This window comes from Paenibacillus antibioticophila (genome assembly GCF_000455265.1).
GTDB classification, from domain to species: Bacteria; Bacillota; Bacilli; order Paenibacillales; family Paenibacillaceae; genus Fontibacillus; species Fontibacillus antibioticophila.
The window spans coordinates 176,801-194,779 of sequence record NZ_HG005140.1 but is presented as its reverse complement, the minus strand read 5'-3'; the positions used below and the strand labels follow the sequence as shown (position 1 = coordinate 194,779).

Genomic DNA, 17,979 nt, shown 5'->3' with positions numbered 1-17,979 from the left:
CAATAATAGATGAGAAAAGGGGTACATTCAGATGAAAAGAAAACAGTGGATCATCTCTTTGGCAGCGTTGATGCTTCTGTTCAGTGTGGTTCTGTCCGGCTGCGGCGGAAACGGTAATAGTGCGAACAGCAATAGTGCAAACGGCAATGAAGGCGGCAAGGCGAAAGACAATTATACCATTGGAGTCATGCTCTACAATTATACCGATATTCAAGGACAGCAAATTAAAGCCTACTGCTCCTATCTGGAGAAGAATTTCAATGTGAAATTCAACTTTGCAACTGTAGGGCCTAGTGAAGAAGGTCATATCAGCGGTCTGGAGAACCTGCTTGCCTCCGGCGTGGATGCGATCATTAGCGGTTATGATACCGCGCTGGAGCAAAGCGTCAGCCTGACGGAAGAAGCGGGTGTATATTATGCCGTTGCTCTGGGTGAGGTGGACGAGAACGTATCCGGTGATTATTTTGTCGGCGGGATCAAGCAATTTGGCGAGAATCCTGAGGAACTGGGTGCCAAGTATGCGGAACAAGCTTATGCTTCCGGTGCGAAGCATATCGGCATGACGTCGTTCCTGGAATTTGCCTTTGTCGATGCTCCAGCCATTATCAAGGGCTTTACGGATAAGATGAGCGAATTGGATACGCAAGGAGAAGTGACTGTGTATCCGACAGAATTCCACTCCTTTGCTCCGGAAAATGCGGCCGATGCCGTGACCAAGGTGATCTCCGATCATCCCGAGGTCGATGCCATTGTAGGCTTGGGCTCAGGTATGGATTATGTGTACCCAGCTATTCTTAACAGCACGAAGCCGGATATTCCTATGCTGGCGCTTGGTTATAACGACAGCACGGAGGATGGCTTTGCCAGCGGCAAGGTGCTGATGGCCGGAACAAACAATTATGGTCAGCTTATCGCTAACTCCTTCGCCCAGCTCTATGATCGGCTGAGTGGCAAGACGTATACGGATTGGAAGGCCAATGGCTATATCAGTTATGTCACCATGACTTCAATCGAAGAGGTACAGGATTTCAAGAAATACGTGATTCCTGAAGACTATTCTCAAGGTCCTGTGACGGCAGAGGAATTGAAGAACGTCATGCTGACGTACAATGACGCAGCCACTTGGGAATCGTTGCAGGAGTTGACGAACCGTACGCTTGCCGAGATTAAGGCGGCTAGAAATTAAACCTTGCTTGCTTGGGAAAGAAGTCTGACGGGCAAGCGGATATTGGAGTGAAACTATGCAAGCCTCAATGTTGAAATGGGCAGTGAATCTGCTGAAGACGTTCATGTTTCCGATTGCTGTGTATCTCAGCATTCTGATTATAACCCTGCTCATGAGCAAGACAGGGTATGTATCCTTCGGTGCCTTCGACCGGATTGTGCGGGGCAGTGTGCTGACAACAATTACGGCTTACGCGATTGCCTTGCCTCTATCTGGAGGGAGATGGGACTTTGCGCCAGGGATCATTATCATGCTTGCCGGCATCATTGGCAGTAATTTGACAATTGACCTGGGGCTGGGTCCGGTGATGCTGCTTGCAATTACAATGGCGGTTGCCATTTTGCTGAGTTTATTTGAAGGGCTCCTTTATGTGTGGATCCGGGTGCCTACCATCATTGTCTCGCTTGGCGTGGTGATGATGTATGAAGCGATATCCGGCGTGGTCTACGGGGGCTCGGGGACACAGCTATTCATGCATGCCAACCTGACGATCTTTGCCAGATCCCCATGGATCTATATCCTGCTGGCCGTGGTGATGGTGTCGTTCTATTACCTTCTAGGTCACACCAAATTCGGCTATGATACGAGATCGTTGTCCGCCAATCCGAGGCTTGCGGTCAACATGGGCGTGAAGGAGAAGAAGAATATTCTGCTGACCTATCTGGTCGTGGGGGGTCTTCTTGGCATCTCGGCTGTTATCAACGCCTCCACCGTCTTAGTATCGCCAGCCGGAAATCTCAGCTCCACCGCCTTGATGTTCTCTTCCATGGCTCCGGTATTGATGGGTCTGCACCTTGCGCAATTCACGAACTTGCCGTTGGGCATTTTTGCAGGGGCGCTGGGGATGAATGCCTTGTCCTACGGGATGGTTGTTATGGGCATCAACAGTTCCCTGCAAACCGTGGTTATCGGGGTGTTCATTGTGGTCTTCATGGCCTATACGACTAATCAGGAGCGCATTCGCACCTATCTTAACCGAACCAAGGCAGGGAGAAAAGCAAGCGCATAGAGAGAACGAGCATCTGGAGAGGAGAGAGATAAGCCAATGGACATCAATTTGCTGCGGCAGAAGCCGTTTAATTTACAGGATGAGGATATGCAATGGGTGACATCTACCTTCGAGGGGCTGACAACCCATGAGAAGATCGGACAGTTGTTCTTCATGGTTGGATATAAGCAGGACGAGCCATTTCTGACCCGGCTGGCGGGAGAGCTTGGCATAGGAGGGTTGATGTGCCGTTCGATGGACAAGGAGAGTGTGATGGCCACCGTCTCTACCTTGCAATCTGCCGCCAGAATTCCGCTGTTGATCGCAGCCAATCTGGAGGCCGGAGGACAAGGCATTACCAAGGATGGGACGAAGATTGGCTCCAACATGGCAGTTGCCGCAACCGACGATCCTCAGATGGCTTACGAACTTGGAGAAATCTGTGCCCTGGAAGGGAAGAGCGTTGGCGCCAATTATGCGTTTGCCCCTGTGGTCGACGTGGATTATAACTTCCGCAATCCGATTACCAATACCCGAACCTTTGGCAGTGACCCGGAGCGGGTAAAAACTATGGGTGCTGCCTATGTCCGGGGAGCCCAGGAGCAGGGGATAGCGACCTCGATCAAGCATTTCCCCGGGGATGGTGTAGACGAACGGGATCAGCATCTTGTGACCTCCGTCAATACACTAACTACAGAGGAATGGGACCGCAGCTTCGGCAGCATCTACCGTCATTTGATTGACGAGGGAGCCAAGACGGTCATGATCGGGCACATCGCGTTGCCCGAATACTCCAAGAAGCTTGATCCATCGCTGAAGGACGAGGAAATATTGCCGGCTTCGCTGGCCAAGGAACTGCTCTTTGGATTGCTTCGGGATCAGCTCGGCTTCAATGGCCTGATCTTGACCGATGCCACCACCATGGCGGGGATGAATATCCCGATGCCGAGAAATGAATTGGTTCCGCGCTCGATTGAGAACGGGTGCGACATGTTCCTGTTCACCAAGAATCTGGACGAGGACGTTGCCTTCATGAAGCAGGGGCTGGAGAATGGCCTGCTGTCAGCGGAGAGACTGGATGAAGCGGTGCTGCGTATTCTCGGGTTGAAGGCCTCGCTAGCTCTGCATAAGTCCAATAATATCCCCTCGCCGGAAACGGCGGAGAACACACTTAGACATGAGCGCCATTTGAATATCGCCGAGCAGGTGGCTGATCGATCCATCACGCTCGTGAAGGAGGAGCAGGGCGTATTGCCTATCACCAGCCAGCGCTTCAAGCGTGTATTGCTCTATGATATCGAAAGTGAAGCCAATGCCCTGGGCTACAACAAATCAAGCGGACTGGCCGCTTCATTCATTCCATTATTGGAAGCGGAGGGCTTTGAGGTGACGCGCTTCGAGCCCAGCGGCATTTACGAAGGACTTCAAGGTTCGTTCCAGGACATGCAGGATCGCTACGATTTGATCCTCTACCTGTGCAATCTGGCGACCAAATCGAACCAGACCGCCGTGCGCATTGAATGGATTAACCCGATGGGGATTAATGTGCCGATCTATATGCAGTCCATCCCGACGATCTTTATTTCGACAGAGAATCCATATCATCTGCTGGATGTTCCTCGGGTCAAGACCTTTATTAATACCTACGGAGTTAACGATTATACTTTGCCTTTGCTGGTTCGCAAGCTGACAGGGAAGTCGGCATTCAAGGGCAAGAGTCCTGTAGATCCATTCTGCGGAAAATGGGATACTCGATTATAGAAAGAAGGAACTCATGTGATTCATGAAACGATACAGCTGTTTGAACATTCCTCAGCAACCTTGACGACTTACGTGCAGCAGGACGGGGAGTATGACCGGAAAGGCTTGCTTCGTCCGGCCATTCTGATCTGCCCCGGGGGAGGTTATGCCTTCATCTCTCAAAATGAGGGAGAGCCGGTGGCGCTGGCATTTGCCAGAATGGGCTACCATGCCTTTGTCCTGACGTATTCGGTTAAAATTGACAATCCGTTCCCAACCGCCTTGCGCGAGTTGGCTCAAGCGATGTCCATCATCCGGACGCGGGCTGGCGAGTGGCGGGTGGATACGAATGATATTACCGTGGCCGGCTTCTCGGCCGGGGGCAATTTGGCCCTGAGCCTGGGGGTTCACTACCATAATGTGATGATCACGGAAGAAATTGGGTTGACTTCGGAGCAGATCAAGCCCAACCAGTTGATTCTGGGTTATCCCGCGGTCACCTTGGAGCCGCGTTCGACAGAGACTCCTCCCTTCCTCATCGAGCTGATGGACAAGGGACTGATGCCGGATTTCCGCGGCCCGAATATTCGGGAAATCCTGATGGGCAAGGAGAATCTCACTGAGGCAGAGGAGCAGTCACTTAATCTTCTACCCCTTGTAAATGGCGACACTCCTCGCACCTTTATCTGGGGAACCTATGAGGATACGGTGATTCTGCCAACAGATCTGCTCGGACTCGCCACTAAGCTCCATGAGCATCAAGTGCCTTGTGAATTGCATCTGTTCGAGAAGGGACCTCACGGCATGTCACTTGGCGATGCCACCGTTAAGCCCGAGGACCAAGTGAAAGAACTAAGCCTGGGAGCCTGGGTGGAGCTAAGCCGGAAATGGCTTGAGCAAGGAAGAGGGAGGTAACAAAATGCAGCCGCAAGCCTTTATCTTCGATTTGGACGGAGTCATTACGGATACCGCCGAATTTCATTATTTGGCCTGGAAGCAAATTGGAGAAGAGCTTGGCATTCCCGTGGACAGGGAACTGAACGAGCAGCTCAAGGGAGTGAGCCGGCTGGAATCGCTGGAACGGATTCTGTCCGCCAGCCCGCGTCCCCTAAGCCTGTCCGATGCGGAGAAGGAGCAGTTGGCGACTCGAAAAAATAATCATTACCGTGAGCTAATTGAAGCGATTCGCCCCAGCGATATCCTTCCCGGAATTACGGAACTGATTGAGGCGATTCAGGCAAGCAAGCTGCGAATCGCTCTGGGATCGGCCAGTAAGAATGCGACCTTCGTCCTGGACAAGCTGGGACTTACCGAAGCGTTCGAGTATATTGTGGACCCTGGGCGCATTGCCTTTGGCAAGCCTCATCCGGAGACTTTCCTGAATGCCGCCGATGTTCTGGGTGTTCCTTATGCGGCTTGCATCGGCGTAGAGGATTCCGAGGCGGGGATCGAGGCGATCAATCAAGCCGGAATGTTCTCGGTAGGGGTGGGCGCACCGGCATTTCTGCATGAAGCGAATTATTTGGTGCCGGATACCTCTCGGCTCAAGCTGGACGAAATATTGAAGGCTTATTTGAACATTACGTAATCGGTTTGTTTACTAAATGGCCCGGAAGGCGAATGATAATTATACCAACCGCTTGACTAGCGCTGATACTTGTTGCATAATATGACGTGCTGGTTTGAAAGCTAAGCATAACAATTTTCATTCGTATAACTCTGCCAAAGATAGGGGCGGGGGTCTCTACAGGAAGCCTATACTTCCTTACTACGAATATCTGATCGAGAAGCGATGGACGATCAATATTCCGTGTAAGGAAGTTTTTTTGTGTCCAGCCTTATCTCTTGGTCGGAGAGACTTATGCCATTATGTCATCAAGGAGGACAAAACAGGTAATGAAAAATAAACTGCTTTTATTATTAGGGGCAATCAGTTATGGCGTGCTGTCAACGATTGTCACCAAGGCTTATGGGCAAGGATATTCGCTTGGTGAGGTTGTGGGAAGTCAGCTTTTGACCGGATTTGTTCTGATCTGGCTGCTTGTCTTGGTCGTCAAGTTAAGAGAGAAACGATTAGGAAGCCGGGCTGCTTCAAATACGGCGGTTCAGCGTACTACAGAAGCATTAACGTGGAAGAAGCGGTTGATTCTGCTTGCAGCCGGTGCTCCCACGGCGGTAACCGGGCTATTATATTATCAATCTCTGCATTATATTGAGAATTCACTCGCTATCGTGCTGCTGTTCCAGTTCACCTGGATGGGCGTGCTTATTCAGACGATGATTCAGCGCAAACGCCCGCAAAAAATCGTCATGTTCACCTTGCTCGTTCTGTTCGTTGGAACCCTGCTTGCAGCAGGTGTCTTTGAGCGGGGCATGGATGGGGGATATGACTGGCGGGGGATCGTATTCGGACTTCTGGCAGCCGTCAGCTACTCTTTATTCGTTCTGTTAAGCGGAAAGGCCGTTCCGAATGCCAATCCGGTGTACCGCAGCGGCTGGATGATCAGCGGCGGTATGGTGCTTGTATTTATCTTATTTCCGCCGACATTCCTGTTTGATGGAACCCTGTTCTCGGGTCTGCTTCCTTACGGCTTCTTCCTGGGTCTGCTCGGCGCCTTCCTGCCGCCGCTGCTGTTCGCCATCAGTGTTCCTCATACCGGAGAGGGTATGGCCGCCATCCTTGGCGCCTCAGAGCTGCCGGTTGCGGTAATGCTATCCAGTGTTGTGCTGCATGAGCATGTCAGCCTGATCCAGTGGTTCGGGGTCCTGCTGGTGCTGCTCGGGGTCGCGCTGCCAGAGCTTTACAAGCGCCTGAAGTTAAGACGGGGAGCGCGCATTTGGCAGACCGAATAAAGCGGGAGGGGGCTTAATGGCCCCTCCGATATCAGCAGCTGCCGCCAATGCCGGGAAGCGCCTTTAACTGAATGCCGTGCGGGCGTACGCCTACTTCAAGCTTGTACTCCACCTTGCGGCTTTCCATATCAATCACAGCGACTTCATCGGATTCGCTTAATGTAACATAAACCCTGCTCTCCAGTCGGTTGAAGGCCAGATGCTTGGCTCCCGGCAGGTCTTCTATAATAGCAAGCGCCTGGCCTTCCTTCAAATCGAGGAAGGCTATTGCATTTCCCTCCACACCGCTGATTACTGCTACAGATTCGTCTTCTGTAATGACGATATCCGTTGCTCCTTCCACAGCGGCTATGACCTGAAGCAGCTCTCCCGTAGCCGTATCATAGATTTCCAGATTGCCGTCATTCGCGGTCGGAACAAAGAGCTTGCTGCCATCGCCAGACACTTTGACTGCGCGGGGCAGGCTTCCTGTAGAAAGGGTTCGCTCCAAGGAGTTTGTCGTCATATCGACGATATAAACCTTGTCATTTTCATGGTCGCTGACATAAATCGTTTTGCCATAAGAGGCAATATAGTTTGTCTTGGCGCCTTCTCCCATGTCGATGGTTTGCGTGACTTCTGCCTTCTGGGTATCCAGAACGTAAAGATATTGGTCGGCCACCGTAGCGACATAGAGAGTCTTGTTATCCGGTGACAATACGAGCCCGTGAGGCATGGGTCCGACTTCTACCTCTGCCGTCTGCTTCAAATTCATCGTGTCGATAAAGGAAACCGTACTGCTCAGATGGTTGGTCACATAGGCCTGCCGCATAGTACTGGAAAAGACCGTATTCATCGGTCCTTCGCCAACCTCAATCTCTCCAACGACAGAGGCATCAGCTATATCTACGATAGCAACTTTATTCTCATTCTCCACAGGAACATAGAACTGTACGGATGTCAGCTTTCCTGCTGATCCAGTGTCCCTCAACCTCTTTTCAGCCTCTTCTTTCGTCTCCAGTGCGCAAGACGTAAGGATGGCGCTAAACAACGCTAATACACTCCAATAAATCAGCCATTTCCGGCCCATATTTGAAGCCCGTCCAATCTGCATAATTATACTCTCCTTGTGTATAAAACTCATTGTACAATCGTTAAAAATAGTTCACTGAAAATAATCATTGTTATTCGATAGGAATAATGCTAGTATATGTTTCAAATCAAGTTAAATCAAGCTTGAAATACAAAATTTTAAAGTAAAAGGAGAGAGGCTACATGAATAAAACTAACACTAACCGTCGCTATACAAGCTTAGCTCTGCTTGTATTTTCATTTATTCTGGTCCTGACGGCTTGCAACAGCGGCGGAAATTCTGTGGCAAAAGACACGAACTCAAGCGCCGTGAATGCTTCCCGCACAAATGACAGCCAGGTGAAGGATAGTGATGAGGGAACGCAATCTCCTTCTGATTATCCGAACGCCCATCTGTTGGCGGATGTCTCCTGGGTGGCGGAGCATCTGAATGATCCCGCCGTAGTGATCATTGATGCCCGGTCTAAGGGCTACGAGGAAGGCCATATCCCTGGAGCTGTATCGTTGAGCAGCGGGCAACTGAATGACCCTGACAATGAGATTGCCGGCTTTATTTTGCCGGAGGATAAGTATACAGAAGTCGTCCAGAATGCCGGAGTCAATCAGGATTCGACGATTGTCGTCTATGATGACGGCAACGCCCTGAGTGCAACGCGCGTCTTCTATACGCTTGAATATTATGGCCTGCAGGATCAGGTAAAGGTGCTGAACGGCGGCTATGCCGCATGGTTGACGGAGGGGCACGATATCGACATCGATCCGGCCGCGCCGGAAAAGGGCAACTTCGTAGCCAAAGCCAACGAGAATCTCGTTTCCACAAAAGCTCAGGTGGAGCAAGCGATCGGTACAGCTGATGTCGTCTTTCTCGACACACGCTCTGCAGAGGAATATGAAGGCACTGATTTGAGAGAAAATCAGCGAGGCGGTCGTCTTCCCGGAGCGGTCCACAAGGAATGGACCACGGCGGTAGCCGAGAACGAAGAAGGCCTGGAGAAATTTTTAAGCTATGAGCAATTGAAGCAGCAGTTTGAGGCGATTGGCGTTGTGGAAGATAAAACAGTCATTCCATACTGCCAGACGAATGTGCGGGGTTCCCACTCCTATTTCTCCCTTCGGCTGCTCGGCTATTCGGATATCAGACCTTATGAAGGTTCCTGGGCAGAATGGGGGAACTCGGCGGATACAGATATTGAAATATAAGAGAGGAGTTGCGAACAGCAATGCCTGAAACCATTGAAGGAGTCTCCCATGTAAGTGCCGCAGAGCTCGCAGAAATATGGAATGATCCGGAGCAGCGGAATATTTATATCATCGATGTTCGCGAGCCCGAAGAATACCAGGAAGCCCATATTCCGGGCATTCCGCTCCTCCCTATGGGAGAAATTCCGGAGCTTATCGACCAGTTCGACAAAGAAGCGGAATATATCCTGGTTTGCCGTAGCGGCAGAAGAAGCCTTGAGGTCTCCAAATACTTTCAATCGGAAGGTATTCAGAAGGTGCACAATTATGCCGGAGGCATGCTGGCTTGGGAGGCGGACGTTATTGACGGGCTGGAGCATGTCATTACATCATTTTCTATGAAAAATCTGGAGAGGAAGTTGGCGAAATGAGCTATACCCAAGAAGACTTGAGCAAGTTGAAAAAAGACCATGTCATCGACGCCATCGGGGAGGTATGCCCCCATACCCTGGATTTGGCATTGAAGGGGTTGAAGAAAGCCGAGCCTGGCGAAATTGTCGTTGAGGTGACCGACCATACGATCGCCACGAAGACGATCCCCGCTGCTGTAAAGATGAACAAGTTAGCCGAATTTCTCGGCATTATAGAAGAGGATGGCAATTATCATATCTATCTGAAGAAAAACTGATACCCAGCGAGGATAAAGAAATGAAGAAGAACATAAAGAACTTTTTCGCGGGCTTATCACTTGTTGCGGTGATCATTTCGGGCTGTTCCGGCAGTTCCCCGACACCCGTTGCAGATGTTGCCAAGGAACAGGTGGAAGCCGTGCCAGGCTTTGAATTGGCCGCGATCCGGAGCGGTGAAGAGTTGCTGAATACCTCTGACATCGACGGCCCCATTCTGTACAGTTTCTGGGCTTCGTGGTGCAATTACTGCCAGAAGGAAATTCCGTATATCGATAGTCTGTATTCGGAATACAGCGATGAGATCTCCTTTATTTCCGTGAATGTCACACCGGACGACTCTGTGGATGGAGCCAGAGGCTTTATTGAACAGTATGATTTGCAGATGCCGGCTTACTTTGATCTTGACGGAATAGCCAGCAGTTCACTGGGAGTGCTCGCCGTGCCTACGGTTGTCCTGGTGGATCGGCAGGGCCGTATTGTTGAGAAGCTGATCGGACCCCGTGCGATGCAATCCGGAGAGGAGTTCGTCGGAAAGCTGGAATCGTTGATTCAGATAGGCAAGAACTAAGGAAGGGGAGATGGCTGGTGATTGTTCAACTGGCTTTAGCAGGTACCGCCGGGCTGCTCTCCTTTTTTTCGCCTTGCATGCTCCCTCTCGTTCCTGTCTACCTCTCCAGAATTACCGGTTTGGAGGCAGGCTCACTTCAAGGGGGACAGCGCAGCGGCTTAAGGATTAAAGTCATTTTCCATACCTTGCTGTTCGTATGCGGAATTTCAGTCATCTATTTGGCTTTAGGTTATTCGGCCAGCTTTATAGGACGTCTATTCATCGAATACCAGAAGGAACTCCGGATAGGCAGCGGACTATTCATGCTTGTTATGGGACTTGTCTTGCTCGGACTGATCTCTCCCTCGTGGCTTTTGCGCGAGCGCCGTCTGAATATAACCGGAAGGACCGGAAGCTATGCCGGTTCCTTTATCCTGGGCATCGGCTTTGCCGCAGGCTGGACGCCGTGCATCGGTCCGATGCTGAGTTCCATCGTCGGTCTGTCCGCCTCCGAGCCGGAAACGGGGATGCTGCTTATGCTGGTGTACATAGCCGGCTTTACGATTCCTTTTCTGGGCTTCGCCTTGTTCTATTCTTTCTTTAAAAAGTGGTCCAAAATGACCGGGGTATTATCCAGAGTCGGCGGAGGGATATTTATCGTGTTCGGAGTGCTCCTGCTCTTAGACAAGCTGTCTGTGCTGTCACTTTGGCTCAATGAGTGGTTTAACTTTCAGCCGATCATCTGAACTGAACTTCAGCTCGTCCCGGCAATTCAAACTTTTACACGAAATGGATGATCATTATGACCTTTACCATCGACATGTTTATTATAGCCGGGATCTTCGGCTTTCTATATGGATTCCTGCTGCAAAAGGCTGATTTTTGCTTCACGGCTTCCATTCGGGATTGGATCACGGTACGGGACACCCGGATTTTACACGGAGTGCTTGTTCTGATCGCTGTCTCCCTGGTAGGCTGGGCGACTGTGCTTAGTCTGGGAATCCGCGGGGTCGCAGATGTGTGGACGGTGCCTATCGGGGGAACCAACCTGATCGGCGGACTCCTGTTCGGGATCGGCATGACCATGGCCGGGGGATGCGGCTCGGGTACGTTGTACCGCTGTGGAATGGGGTATGTTCAGTTCTGGATTGTGCTGCTGTTTGCCATGATCGGCAATTTAATCTTTGCCTTTATCTATGATCCTTGGGCCAGGGATTACTTCATTCAGCCTCTGACTGTCTCGGAGTCCGGCTATACCTTCTTCTCCTTGCCGCTTCCTCCGGCGGTGATTCCGCTGCTGCTCGTAGGCGGCATGGTTCTGATCGCTTTCAAAAAGTATGGGATCAAGGCCTTCTTTCAAGGGTTCAAGGATACCTTCACCGATTGGAAGAAGAACCCTTTAAGGCAGTCGCATTGGGATATTCGTCTGGTTGCGGTGCTGATCGGGCTCCTTGCAACCATCCAATTCGCAGTGCTGTCCAACTTCGGAATTACCGGCCCGCAGACCCGTGTCGCAGCAACGGCATTATCGCTGGTTGCAGGTGAGGAGGTTGTGCTCAACAATACCTATCTGAACGGCTTGTTTGCCAATTTTCCGAGAATCGGAATCGGGCCGGAGGAGATCCTGATCATATTCCTCGTTGTTGGTGCATTTACAGCTGCCTTGCTTAGTCGTTCTTTCAAGCTTCGTATACCGAAGCTTTCCAGAATACCGCATGCCGTCATTGGCGGCCTGTTAATGGGCGTAGCTTCCCGCATTGCGCCGGGGTGCAACATTGCCAACGTTATAACAGGGATTGGCGGCTTATCCGTAAGCAGCCTGCTTGTGATTGTCGGTATGATGCTTGGTATATTTGTCGTTATTGCGTATGTTTACAAGATGCCGATGATGCTCTTTTATCGGGATACAGACCTGGAGGGATGACAGAAGATGGGGAGAAAAGTCGTTGCCTCTATCTATGAGCTGATAGGGGATACCCCTGCCGTGAAGCTGAACCGTCTGGTTGGCGAGCAGGATGCGGAGGTATATGTCAAGCTGGAATACTTCAATCCAAGCGGGAGCGTCAAGGATCGGGCTGCGTTTAATCTGATTGCGGAAGCGGAACGGCAGGGGAAGCTTCAGCCTGGCTCCGTCATTATTGAACCAACAAGCGGGAATACGGGCATCGGGCTTGCGATGAATGCAGCCGCGAAGGGCTATCCTGCGATTCTGGTCATGCCCGATAATATGACCAAGGAGCGAATCAATTTGCTTAAGGCCTATGGCGCGCAAGTCGTGCTCACTCCTGCAGCCGAGCGTATGCCCGGAGCGATAAAAAAAGCTTTGGAATTGCATGAATCCATTCCCGGCAGCTTCATCCCGCAGCAATTTGAGAATGAAGCCAATCCGCAAATCCATCGTGTGACTACAGCGCCGGAAATTTTGGAACAGCTGGACGGGAAGCTGGATGCGTTCGTTGCTACCGCTGGAACCGGAGGGACGATAACCGGAACCGGAGAAGTGCTGCGGCAGCATCTTCCGGATATCCGTATTCTTGTAGTGGAGCCGCAGGGCTCTCCGGTATTGTCCGGGGGAGAGCCGGGCCCCCATAAGCTGGTAGGAACCAGTCCTGGCTTTATTCCTGGTATTTTGAATACGGACATTTATGATGAGATTATTCAGGTCGCCGATGACAACGCGCTGCAGACAACCCGCGACTTGGCCAGACACGAAGGCATTCTGGTCGGTCCCTCCTCGGGGGCCTCGGTCTGGGCGGCGCTTCAGGAGGCGAGACGGCTCGGCCCCGGTAAACGGGTGCTTTGCATAGCCCCGGATACGGGGGAGCGCTATTTAAGTATGCCAGGCTTGTTCGGGGAATAGATAACGTGTGCTATGAAGGAGGGTGCCTTGTCCAGAGGCGCTCTCTTTTGCGTGCAGGAATAGTTGCGGACAGGCTGCAGCCTCTCATACAATAGATATAGATGGCCACCGGTAGGAAGCTATCGGAGAACAGAACTATTCCATAGAAGAAGCGAGGCGGCTTATGAACATTCTGGTCACTTTAAATTCCAGGTACATCAAGGCGCTAGAGGTGATGCTGACATCTCTGTTTCTAAGTAATCCGGAAGAATCGTTTCATATTTATCTTATGCATTCGAGCATATCGGATGAGGAGTTGGCTGATCTGGACCGATATGTCGGGCAGAGGGGACAGCGGCTGTCTGTTGTTGCCGTGGAAGAGGATGTTTTTGCGGATGCGCCGGTGGTGAAGCATTACTCCAAGGAAATGTATTACCGGATTCTTGCCTTTAAATTTTTGCCGCTGGAAATAGAGAAAATTTTGTATCTTGATCCGGATCTGATCATAATTAACGAAATTCGCAGTCTGTATGATACGGATCTGGAAGGCTGCATGTTCGGAGCTGCCTATCATGACCGGCTATCGGTCAAAGAGGTGAACAAGCTTCGCCTGCTTCCTTATGAGATTGAGGCTTATTATAATACAGGCGTGCTGCTGATGGATCTGGCGTTGCAGCGCCAGAGCATAAAGGAGCGGGAACTATTCAGCTTTGTGGAGGAGCACCGGATCAAGCTGATTTTGCCGGATCAGGATATCATCAACGCCCTGTACTCCAAGAGTATTAAGTCGGTGGATGAAGTACGCTACAACTATGATCCGCGCTACTTTAAATATTATAAGCTGGTGAGCAACGGCAAGTTTGACATGGATTATGTCATCAAGAACAGCTCGATCATTCACTTTTGCGGGAAAAGAAAACCCTGGAACAAGAACTACTCCGGTTACTTTCATTCTCTGTACAAGCATTACGAAAAATTAGCAAAGGTATAAGAGGTAGTCTGCTCACGCAGGGTTCGCCTACTACACGCATGATCATAAAAAATGTCCGGCGGAAGGGATAAACCCGACTGCCGGACATTTATGGTTTTATTTAGAAGACAAAGTCTTCATCCGTTAACGGCTCGACCTTCATGGCGCGAACATAACCGTTGCCCTTCTTGGAGAAGAAATCATGCTGCTTGGTGTGCGTGCTGATGCCGTTCTGGACGATCGGATTAATCTCTTCGTCCGGGAACAACGGATCGTGACCCAGGTTCATCATCGCCTTGTTGGCATTGTAGCGAAGGAATGACTTCACCTCATCGACCAGTCCAATAGAGGTATAGATTTGTTCGGTATACTTCTCTTCATTCGCATGCAGCAAGCGCAGCAGACCTACGAGGGTCTCGTACGTATCATGCTGCTCATCCTCGGACAGTTCATCGAAAATTTCCTGGGCCAGCACGCCGACATAGACGCCGTGAATGCTCTCATCCCGAAGAATCAAATCGATGATCTCGCCGCTGCAGGTCATTTTGCCTTGACCAGCCAGATAAAGCGGATAGAAGAAGCCGCTATAGAACAGGTAGCTCTCCAGCAGGACAGAAGCCGCCATAGCCAGATAGAGGTCCTTCGTTGTCTTGATGCTCTTGTAATAATCAGAGATCGTCGATGCCTTGTACTGGAGGAACGGATTGTCCTCTACCCAGCGGAAAATGCTATCGATCTCCTCCGTAGTAGCCAGGGTAGTAAAAATACTGCTATAGGATTTCGCATGAATCTGTTCCATCATGCCCATGAAGCCGAGTACGGCTTTGCGCTGCAGTCCGCCGACATGCTCCATAATTTGCGGCATGCCTACGCCGCCCTGAATCGTATCGAGCAGGGTCAGACCGCCGAGCACCTTCATATAGGCGTCCTTCTCCTGATCGCTCAGCGTCAGCCAGGACATTTTATCATCAGATAGCGGAATTTCATCGTCCGTCCAGAACTGCATAATATTCTGGTTCCAGAACATCAACGAAAAATCATCGTCCGGACGATTCCAATTCACGGCTTGAATGGCATTCATTATCGTTCAATTCTCCCCTCTGTTGCTGCAGTGCGCCTTTTCCTTAGATGGAGCAGGTCAGGCATTCTTCAACGGACAGCTTGTTCGTCCGGGTGTAATACAGGGATTTCAGTCCTTTATGTGCCGCATACAGGTAGCAGCGGGCCAATTCCCGGGTTGTTACGTCACTGTTGACGTGCAAGACCGTCGAAATGCCTTGGTCGATATGAGGCTGAATCTCTGCGATCAGATCAATAACCTTGAACTGGTTCATTTGATAAGCCGATTTATAATAGAACACATTGTCCGGCTGCAGGTAAGGCATCGGATAGTAAGTCGTAGAGTTTGCATAGGTCCGGGTCTCGATTTGCTCGACAATCGGCATGACGCTGGACGTGGCATTCTGGATATACGAAATGCTTGCCGTCGGCGCAATGGCGAGACGATAGGCGTGATACAGACCATGCTTCATCACCGCATCGCGCAGATTCTTCCAGTCCTCCGGCGTCGGGATGTAGATTCCTTCAAACAGCTCCTGAACCTTGGCTGTAACCGGACGGTAATCTGTCGTTAGGTAACGCTCGAAATATACCCCGGTGGCATATTCGGATTCCTCGAATCCCTGGAACGTTCTGCCTGTCTCTTTGGCGATCTCCATGCTCTTCTCGATGGAGTGGTAGTTCATCGTCATGAAGAAGGTACGGGCAAAGTCGCGGGCCTGCTCGCTTTCGTAGGAAATCTTGTTCTTGGCGAAAAAGCCGTGCAAATTCATAACGCCCAGGCCAACGGAGTGCATCTCCTCATTAGCCTTGGCCACGCCAGGGGCGTTGGAGATATGAGTCATATCGCTGACCGAAGTCAGGGCGAGCATGCCTTCATGCACGGACTCGCGGATCTTCTTATGCTGCATCACGTTAACAATATTCAAAGATGCAAGATTACAGCTGATGTCCCGGCGGATCGTGTCTGATTGGCCATAATCAGCGATTTCGGATGTCTCCTGTACCTGGAAAATCTCGGTGCACAGATTCGACATCTTGATCTGTCCTACATTTTTCAAAGCATGTGCGGCATTCGCGTTACTCTTATTCATAATATATGGATAGCCCGATTCGAGCTGGGTAATCGCAATTTTGGTCAGCATATCGCGCGCGCTCATCGCTACTCTCTTCTTCACGCGGGGATCAGCGAGCAGGGTATCGTACATTTCATCCAGGTCCATGTCATCCAGGTGGGTGCCATAAGCCTTGTAGACGGTGTACGGAGCAAAGACATGCAAGGGTTCATTGTCCTGAGCCAGCTTATAGAAGCGGTTAGGAACGATCAGACCGATCGACAGCGTCTTAAGCCGCGTCTTCTCGTCGGCATTGATCTTCTTGCTGTCCAGCAATTCCAGTACGTCCCAGCCAAAAATATTATAGTAAGCCGCTCCGGAGCCTTTGCGCTGACCCATTTGGTCTGCATAGGTGAAGCCATCCTCCATCAGCTTCAGAACAGGCATGATTCCTTTAGCCGCGCCTTCTACGCCCTTGATGGTCTCGCCGCGAGCCCGCAGCTTCGACAGATTGACAGCAACCCCGCCGCCGATCTTGGACAGCTGCATGCAAGTGTTAAGCACATAGTTAATCGAGTTAAGCGAATCGTCCATTTCCAGCAGGAAGCAGGAGACCATTTCGCCGCGCCGGCTTTTTCCGGCGTTCAGGAAGGTCGGTGTAGCCGGTTGAAGCCGCTGCTCCATCATGGAGCGAACAAGAATGCGCGCCGTATCGGCGTTGCCGCGAGCCAGGTACAGCGCAACTACCGCTACCCGGTCCGGATAATGCTCCAGGTATTGCTTCCGGTCATTGCTCTTGACGGCATAGTCCGTATAGAACTTGGATGCTGCCATATATGAAGGGAACTGAAAATTGTATTCATGAGCAATTCGATATATATCTTCGATTACATCGATGGTATAACGGTCGTACAGATTCTCGTAATAATCATTGTCGATCATGTAATCGACCTTAGCCTTTGTATTCGGGAAGCTCAGACTGCGCCGCTCCACGTCCTGCATAAATTCTACGACGGCCTCCCGATCCTTTTCCAGTTGGAAAAAGCCCGTTTCATCCCGTTTCATCAACATATTGTTTAACTCAATGTGCCGCAATCCGATCCACCTCCTGTTTTATGCGTTGTACGTCGCCAAAGGTTCCCGACAGCTCGAACTTACCGATCACCGGGACATTGTAGCGCTCCGAGATCAAGTCAGCGCTGTGCGCGAACAGTTGGCCCCAATTTTTGTTGCCGCTGGCGGCAATGCCCTTCAAGCCGGAGTGATTCTTCTCCAGAAAGGCGGATACCTTCGCCGGAATTTGGCCAAAACCGGTGGTATATGTAACAAGCACATAGGGCTCGTCTATTGTCATAGTCTCCTCGATCTGAACCGCTGGAAGTTTCAATTTGTTAATGAACCGCCGGACGTTTCCGGTCTTCGAATCGTACGCAATAAGCATGGCCCTGATCCTCCTGGACTCTTGTTATGTGTCTAGTAACTAAAAGCAATGATTTTTATCATAAATACGGCTGTACTTACTATATACACTACATTTAGTTATGCCTAATCAATTTTACTACTATATGTTGGAAAGTCAATAGACGATAGTCCTAGAAATTTTCCTCTGAAAACACGTTGAAAACCCTGAAAGAGCGAGAGGATGCAGGCTGAACGGATGTTTTGTACAAATTTTGTACATATTTTTTTCATAGATTTTTAAGTATAACAGCAAATGCTAAAAAAGCTATCCTGACAGACCCGAAAGTCTGCAGAATAGCTCTG

General features: G+C 50.6%; 18 protein-coding genes and 1 riboswitch. Of the genes, 14 read left to right on the top strand and 4 right to left on the bottom strand.

Annotated features, from left to right (window positions below):
* Positions 1 to 31 precede the first annotated feature (31 nt).
* From TX85_RS14805 to TX85_RS14780, 6 genes are all read left to right on the top strand, one after another.
* Positions 32 to 1,186, top strand: coding sequence for a sugar ABC transporter substrate-binding protein (locus TX85_RS14805; RefSeq protein WP_044480284.1), 1,155 nt, complete (start codon positions 32 to 34; stop codon positions 1,184 to 1,186).
* 67 nt (positions 1,187 to 1,253) lie between these two features.
* Entirely contained in the window at positions 1,254 to 2,234 is a 981-nt protein-coding gene (locus TX85_RS14800; RefSeq protein ID WP_158297333.1) for an ABC transporter permease, read from the top strand.
* Between the two features lie 36 nt (positions 2,235 to 2,270).
* The gene (locus TX85_RS14795) at positions 2,271 to 3,974 is read left to right on the top strand and encodes a glycoside hydrolase family 3 protein (RefSeq protein WP_044480282.1); all 1,704 of its coding nucleotides are present in this window, start codon (positions 2,271 to 2,273) and stop codon (positions 3,972 to 3,974) included.
* A gap of 15 nt (positions 3,975 to 3,989) precedes the next feature.
* Positions 3,990 to 4,868, top strand: a complete 879-nt coding sequence (locus TX85_RS14790; protein ID WP_049894979.1) for an alpha/beta hydrolase — start codon at positions 3,990 to 3,992, stop codon at positions 4,866 to 4,868.
* Between the two features lie 4 nt (positions 4,869 to 4,872).
* On the top strand, positions 4,873 to 5,541 hold the full coding sequence (gene pgmB / locus TX85_RS14785) for a beta-phosphoglucomutase (protein WP_044480281.1): 669 nt from the start codon (positions 4,873 to 4,875) through the stop codon (positions 5,539 to 5,541).
* A gap of 101 nt (positions 5,542 to 5,642) precedes the next feature.
* Positions 5,643 to 5,744: riboswitch (purine riboswitch) on the top strand.
* 105 nt (positions 5,745 to 5,849) lie between these two features.
* The gene (locus tag TX85_RS14780) at positions 5,850 to 6,806 is read left to right on the top strand and encodes an EamA family transporter (RefSeq protein WP_044480280.1); all 957 of its coding nucleotides are present in this window, start codon (positions 5,850 to 5,852) and stop codon (positions 6,804 to 6,806) included.
* 31 nt (positions 6,807 to 6,837) lie between these two features.
* Here the strand turns inward: TX85_RS14780 and TX85_RS14775 are convergent, their stop codons facing one another.
* On the bottom strand, positions 6,838 to 7,899 hold the full coding sequence (locus tag TX85_RS14775; RefSeq protein WP_044480279.1) for a YVTN family beta-propeller repeat protein: 1,062 nt from the start codon (positions 7,897 to 7,899) through the stop codon (positions 6,838 to 6,840).
* A 161-nt stretch (positions 7,900 to 8,060) separates the two neighbouring features.
* Between TX85_RS14775 and TX85_RS14770 the strand changes: the two genes are divergently transcribed.
* The 8 genes from TX85_RS14770 to TX85_RS14735 all read left to right on the top strand — a co-directional run bounded on the left by TX85_RS14770 (position 8,061) and on the right by TX85_RS14735 (position 14,122).
* The gene (locus tag TX85_RS14770; protein WP_049894978.1) at positions 8,061 to 9,077 is read left to right on the top strand and encodes a sulfurtransferase; all 1,017 of its coding nucleotides are present in this window, start codon (positions 8,061 to 8,063) and stop codon (positions 9,075 to 9,077) included.
* Positions 9,078 to 9,097: 20 nt separating this feature from the next.
* On the top strand, positions 9,098 to 9,487 hold the full coding sequence (locus tag TX85_RS14765; RefSeq protein WP_044480278.1) for a rhodanese-like domain-containing protein: 390 nt from the start codon (positions 9,098 to 9,100) through the stop codon (positions 9,485 to 9,487).
* The gene (locus tag TX85_RS14760; RefSeq protein ID WP_049894977.1) at positions 9,484 to 9,744 is read left to right on the top strand and encodes a sulfurtransferase TusA family protein; all 261 of its coding nucleotides are present in this window, start codon (positions 9,484 to 9,486) and stop codon (positions 9,742 to 9,744) included. The genes TX85_RS14765 and TX85_RS14760 overlap by 4 nt, the downstream gene beginning before the upstream one ends.
* Positions 9,745 to 9,764: 20 nt before the next feature.
* The gene (locus TX85_RS14755) at positions 9,765 to 10,313 is read left to right on the top strand and encodes a TlpA family protein disulfide reductase (protein WP_049894976.1); all 549 of its coding nucleotides are present in this window, start codon (positions 9,765 to 9,767) and stop codon (positions 10,311 to 10,313) included.
* A gap of 17 nt (positions 10,314 to 10,330) precedes the next feature.
* Positions 10,331 to 11,038, top strand: coding sequence for a cytochrome c biogenesis CcdA family protein (locus TX85_RS14750; protein WP_044480277.1), 708 nt, complete (start codon positions 10,331 to 10,333; stop codon positions 11,036 to 11,038).
* A 56-nt stretch (positions 11,039 to 11,094) separates the two neighbouring features.
* A complete protein-coding gene (locus TX85_RS14745; protein WP_044480276.1) occupies positions 11,095 to 12,216 on the top strand; it encodes a YeeE/YedE family protein in 1,122 nt (373 codons plus the stop codon).
* Positions 12,217 to 12,222: 6 nt separating this feature from the next.
* Positions 12,223 to 13,152 carry a cysteine synthase A gene (gene cysK / locus TX85_RS14740; RefSeq protein ID WP_044480275.1) on the top strand — a complete coding sequence of 310 codons (930 nt, stop codon included), beginning with the start codon at positions 12,223 to 12,225 and terminating at the stop codon, positions 13,150 to 13,152.
* 163 nt (positions 13,153 to 13,315) lie between these two features.
* Positions 13,316 to 14,122, top strand: coding sequence for a glycosyltransferase family 8 protein (locus TX85_RS14735; protein ID WP_044480274.1), 807 nt, complete (start codon positions 13,316 to 13,318; stop codon positions 14,120 to 14,122).
* A gap of 100 nt (positions 14,123 to 14,222) precedes the next feature.
* Here the strand turns inward: TX85_RS14735 and nrdF are convergent, their stop codons facing one another.
* The 3 genes from nrdF to nrdI are packed head-to-tail and all read right to left on the bottom strand — an operon-like array spanning position 14,223 to position 17,656.
* The gene (nrdF, locus tag TX85_RS14730) at positions 14,223 to 15,182 is read right to left on the bottom strand and encodes a class 1b ribonucleoside-diphosphate reductase subunit beta (RefSeq protein WP_044480273.1); all 960 of its coding nucleotides are present in this window, start codon (positions 15,180 to 15,182) and stop codon (positions 14,223 to 14,225) included.
* Between the two features lie 43 nt (positions 15,183 to 15,225).
* Positions 15,226 to 17,310, bottom strand: coding sequence for a class 1b ribonucleoside-diphosphate reductase subunit alpha (nrdE, locus tag TX85_RS14725; protein WP_044480272.1), 2,085 nt, complete (start codon positions 17,308 to 17,310; stop codon positions 15,226 to 15,228).
* Complete coding sequence (nrdI, locus tag TX85_RS14720) at positions 17,297 to 17,656, bottom strand: class Ib ribonucleoside-diphosphate reductase assembly flavoprotein NrdI (RefSeq protein WP_044480271.1); 360 nt, start codon at positions 17,654 to 17,656, stop codon at positions 17,297 to 17,299. The genes nrdE and nrdI overlap by 14 nt, the downstream gene beginning before the upstream one ends.
* Positions 17,657 to 17,979: the final 323 nt, after the last annotated feature.

Bases quoted from the DNA above. Each gene is read 5' to 3' on its own strand.
- TX85_RS14805 (WP_044480284.1), top strand. From the start codon at position 32: ATGAAAAGAAAACAGTGGATCATCTCTTTGGCAGCGTTGATGCTTCTG.
- TX85_RS14800 (WP_158297333.1), top strand. From the start codon at position 1,254: ATGTTGAAATGGGCAGTGAATCTGCTGAAGACGTTCATGTTTCCGATT.
- TX85_RS14795 (WP_044480282.1), top strand. From the start codon at position 2,271: ATGGACATCAATTTGCTGCGGCAGAAGCCGTTTAATTTACAGGATGAG.
- pgmB (WP_044480281.1), top strand. From the start codon at position 4,873: ATGCAGCCGCAAGCCTTTATCTTCGATTTGGACGGAGTCATTACGGAT.
- TX85_RS14780 (WP_044480280.1), top strand. From the start codon at position 5,850: ATGAAAAATAAACTGCTTTTATTATTAGGGGCAATCAGTTATGGCGTG.
- TX85_RS14775 (WP_044480279.1), bottom strand. From the start codon at position 7,899: ATGCAGATTGGACGGGCTTCAAATATGGGCCGGAAATGGCTGATTTAT.
- TX85_RS14770 (WP_049894978.1), top strand. From the start codon at position 8,061: ATGAATAAAACTAACACTAACCGTCGCTATACAAGCTTAGCTCTGCTT.
- TX85_RS14765 (WP_044480278.1), top strand. From the start codon at position 9,098: ATGCCTGAAACCATTGAAGGAGTCTCCCATGTAAGTGCCGCAGAGCTC.
- TX85_RS14760 (WP_049894977.1), top strand. From the start codon at position 9,484: ATGAGCTATACCCAAGAAGACTTGAGCAAGTTGAAAAAAGACCATGTC.
- TX85_RS14755 (WP_049894976.1), top strand. From the start codon at position 9,765: ATGAAGAAGAACATAAAGAACTTTTTCGCGGGCTTATCACTTGTTGCG.
- TX85_RS14745 (WP_044480276.1), top strand. From the start codon at position 11,095: ATGACCTTTACCATCGACATGTTTATTATAGCCGGGATCTTCGGCTTT.
- cysK (WP_044480275.1), top strand. From the start codon at position 12,223: ATGGGGAGAAAAGTCGTTGCCTCTATCTATGAGCTGATAGGGGATACC.
- TX85_RS14735 (WP_044480274.1), top strand. From the start codon at position 13,316: ATGAACATTCTGGTCACTTTAAATTCCAGGTACATCAAGGCGCTAGAG.
- nrdF (WP_044480273.1), bottom strand. From the start codon at position 15,182: ATGAATGCCATTCAAGCCGTGAATTGGAATCGTCCGGACGATGATTTT.
- nrdI (WP_044480271.1), bottom strand. From the start codon at position 17,656: ATGCTTATTGCGTACGATTCGAAGACCGGAAACGTCCGGCGGTTCATT.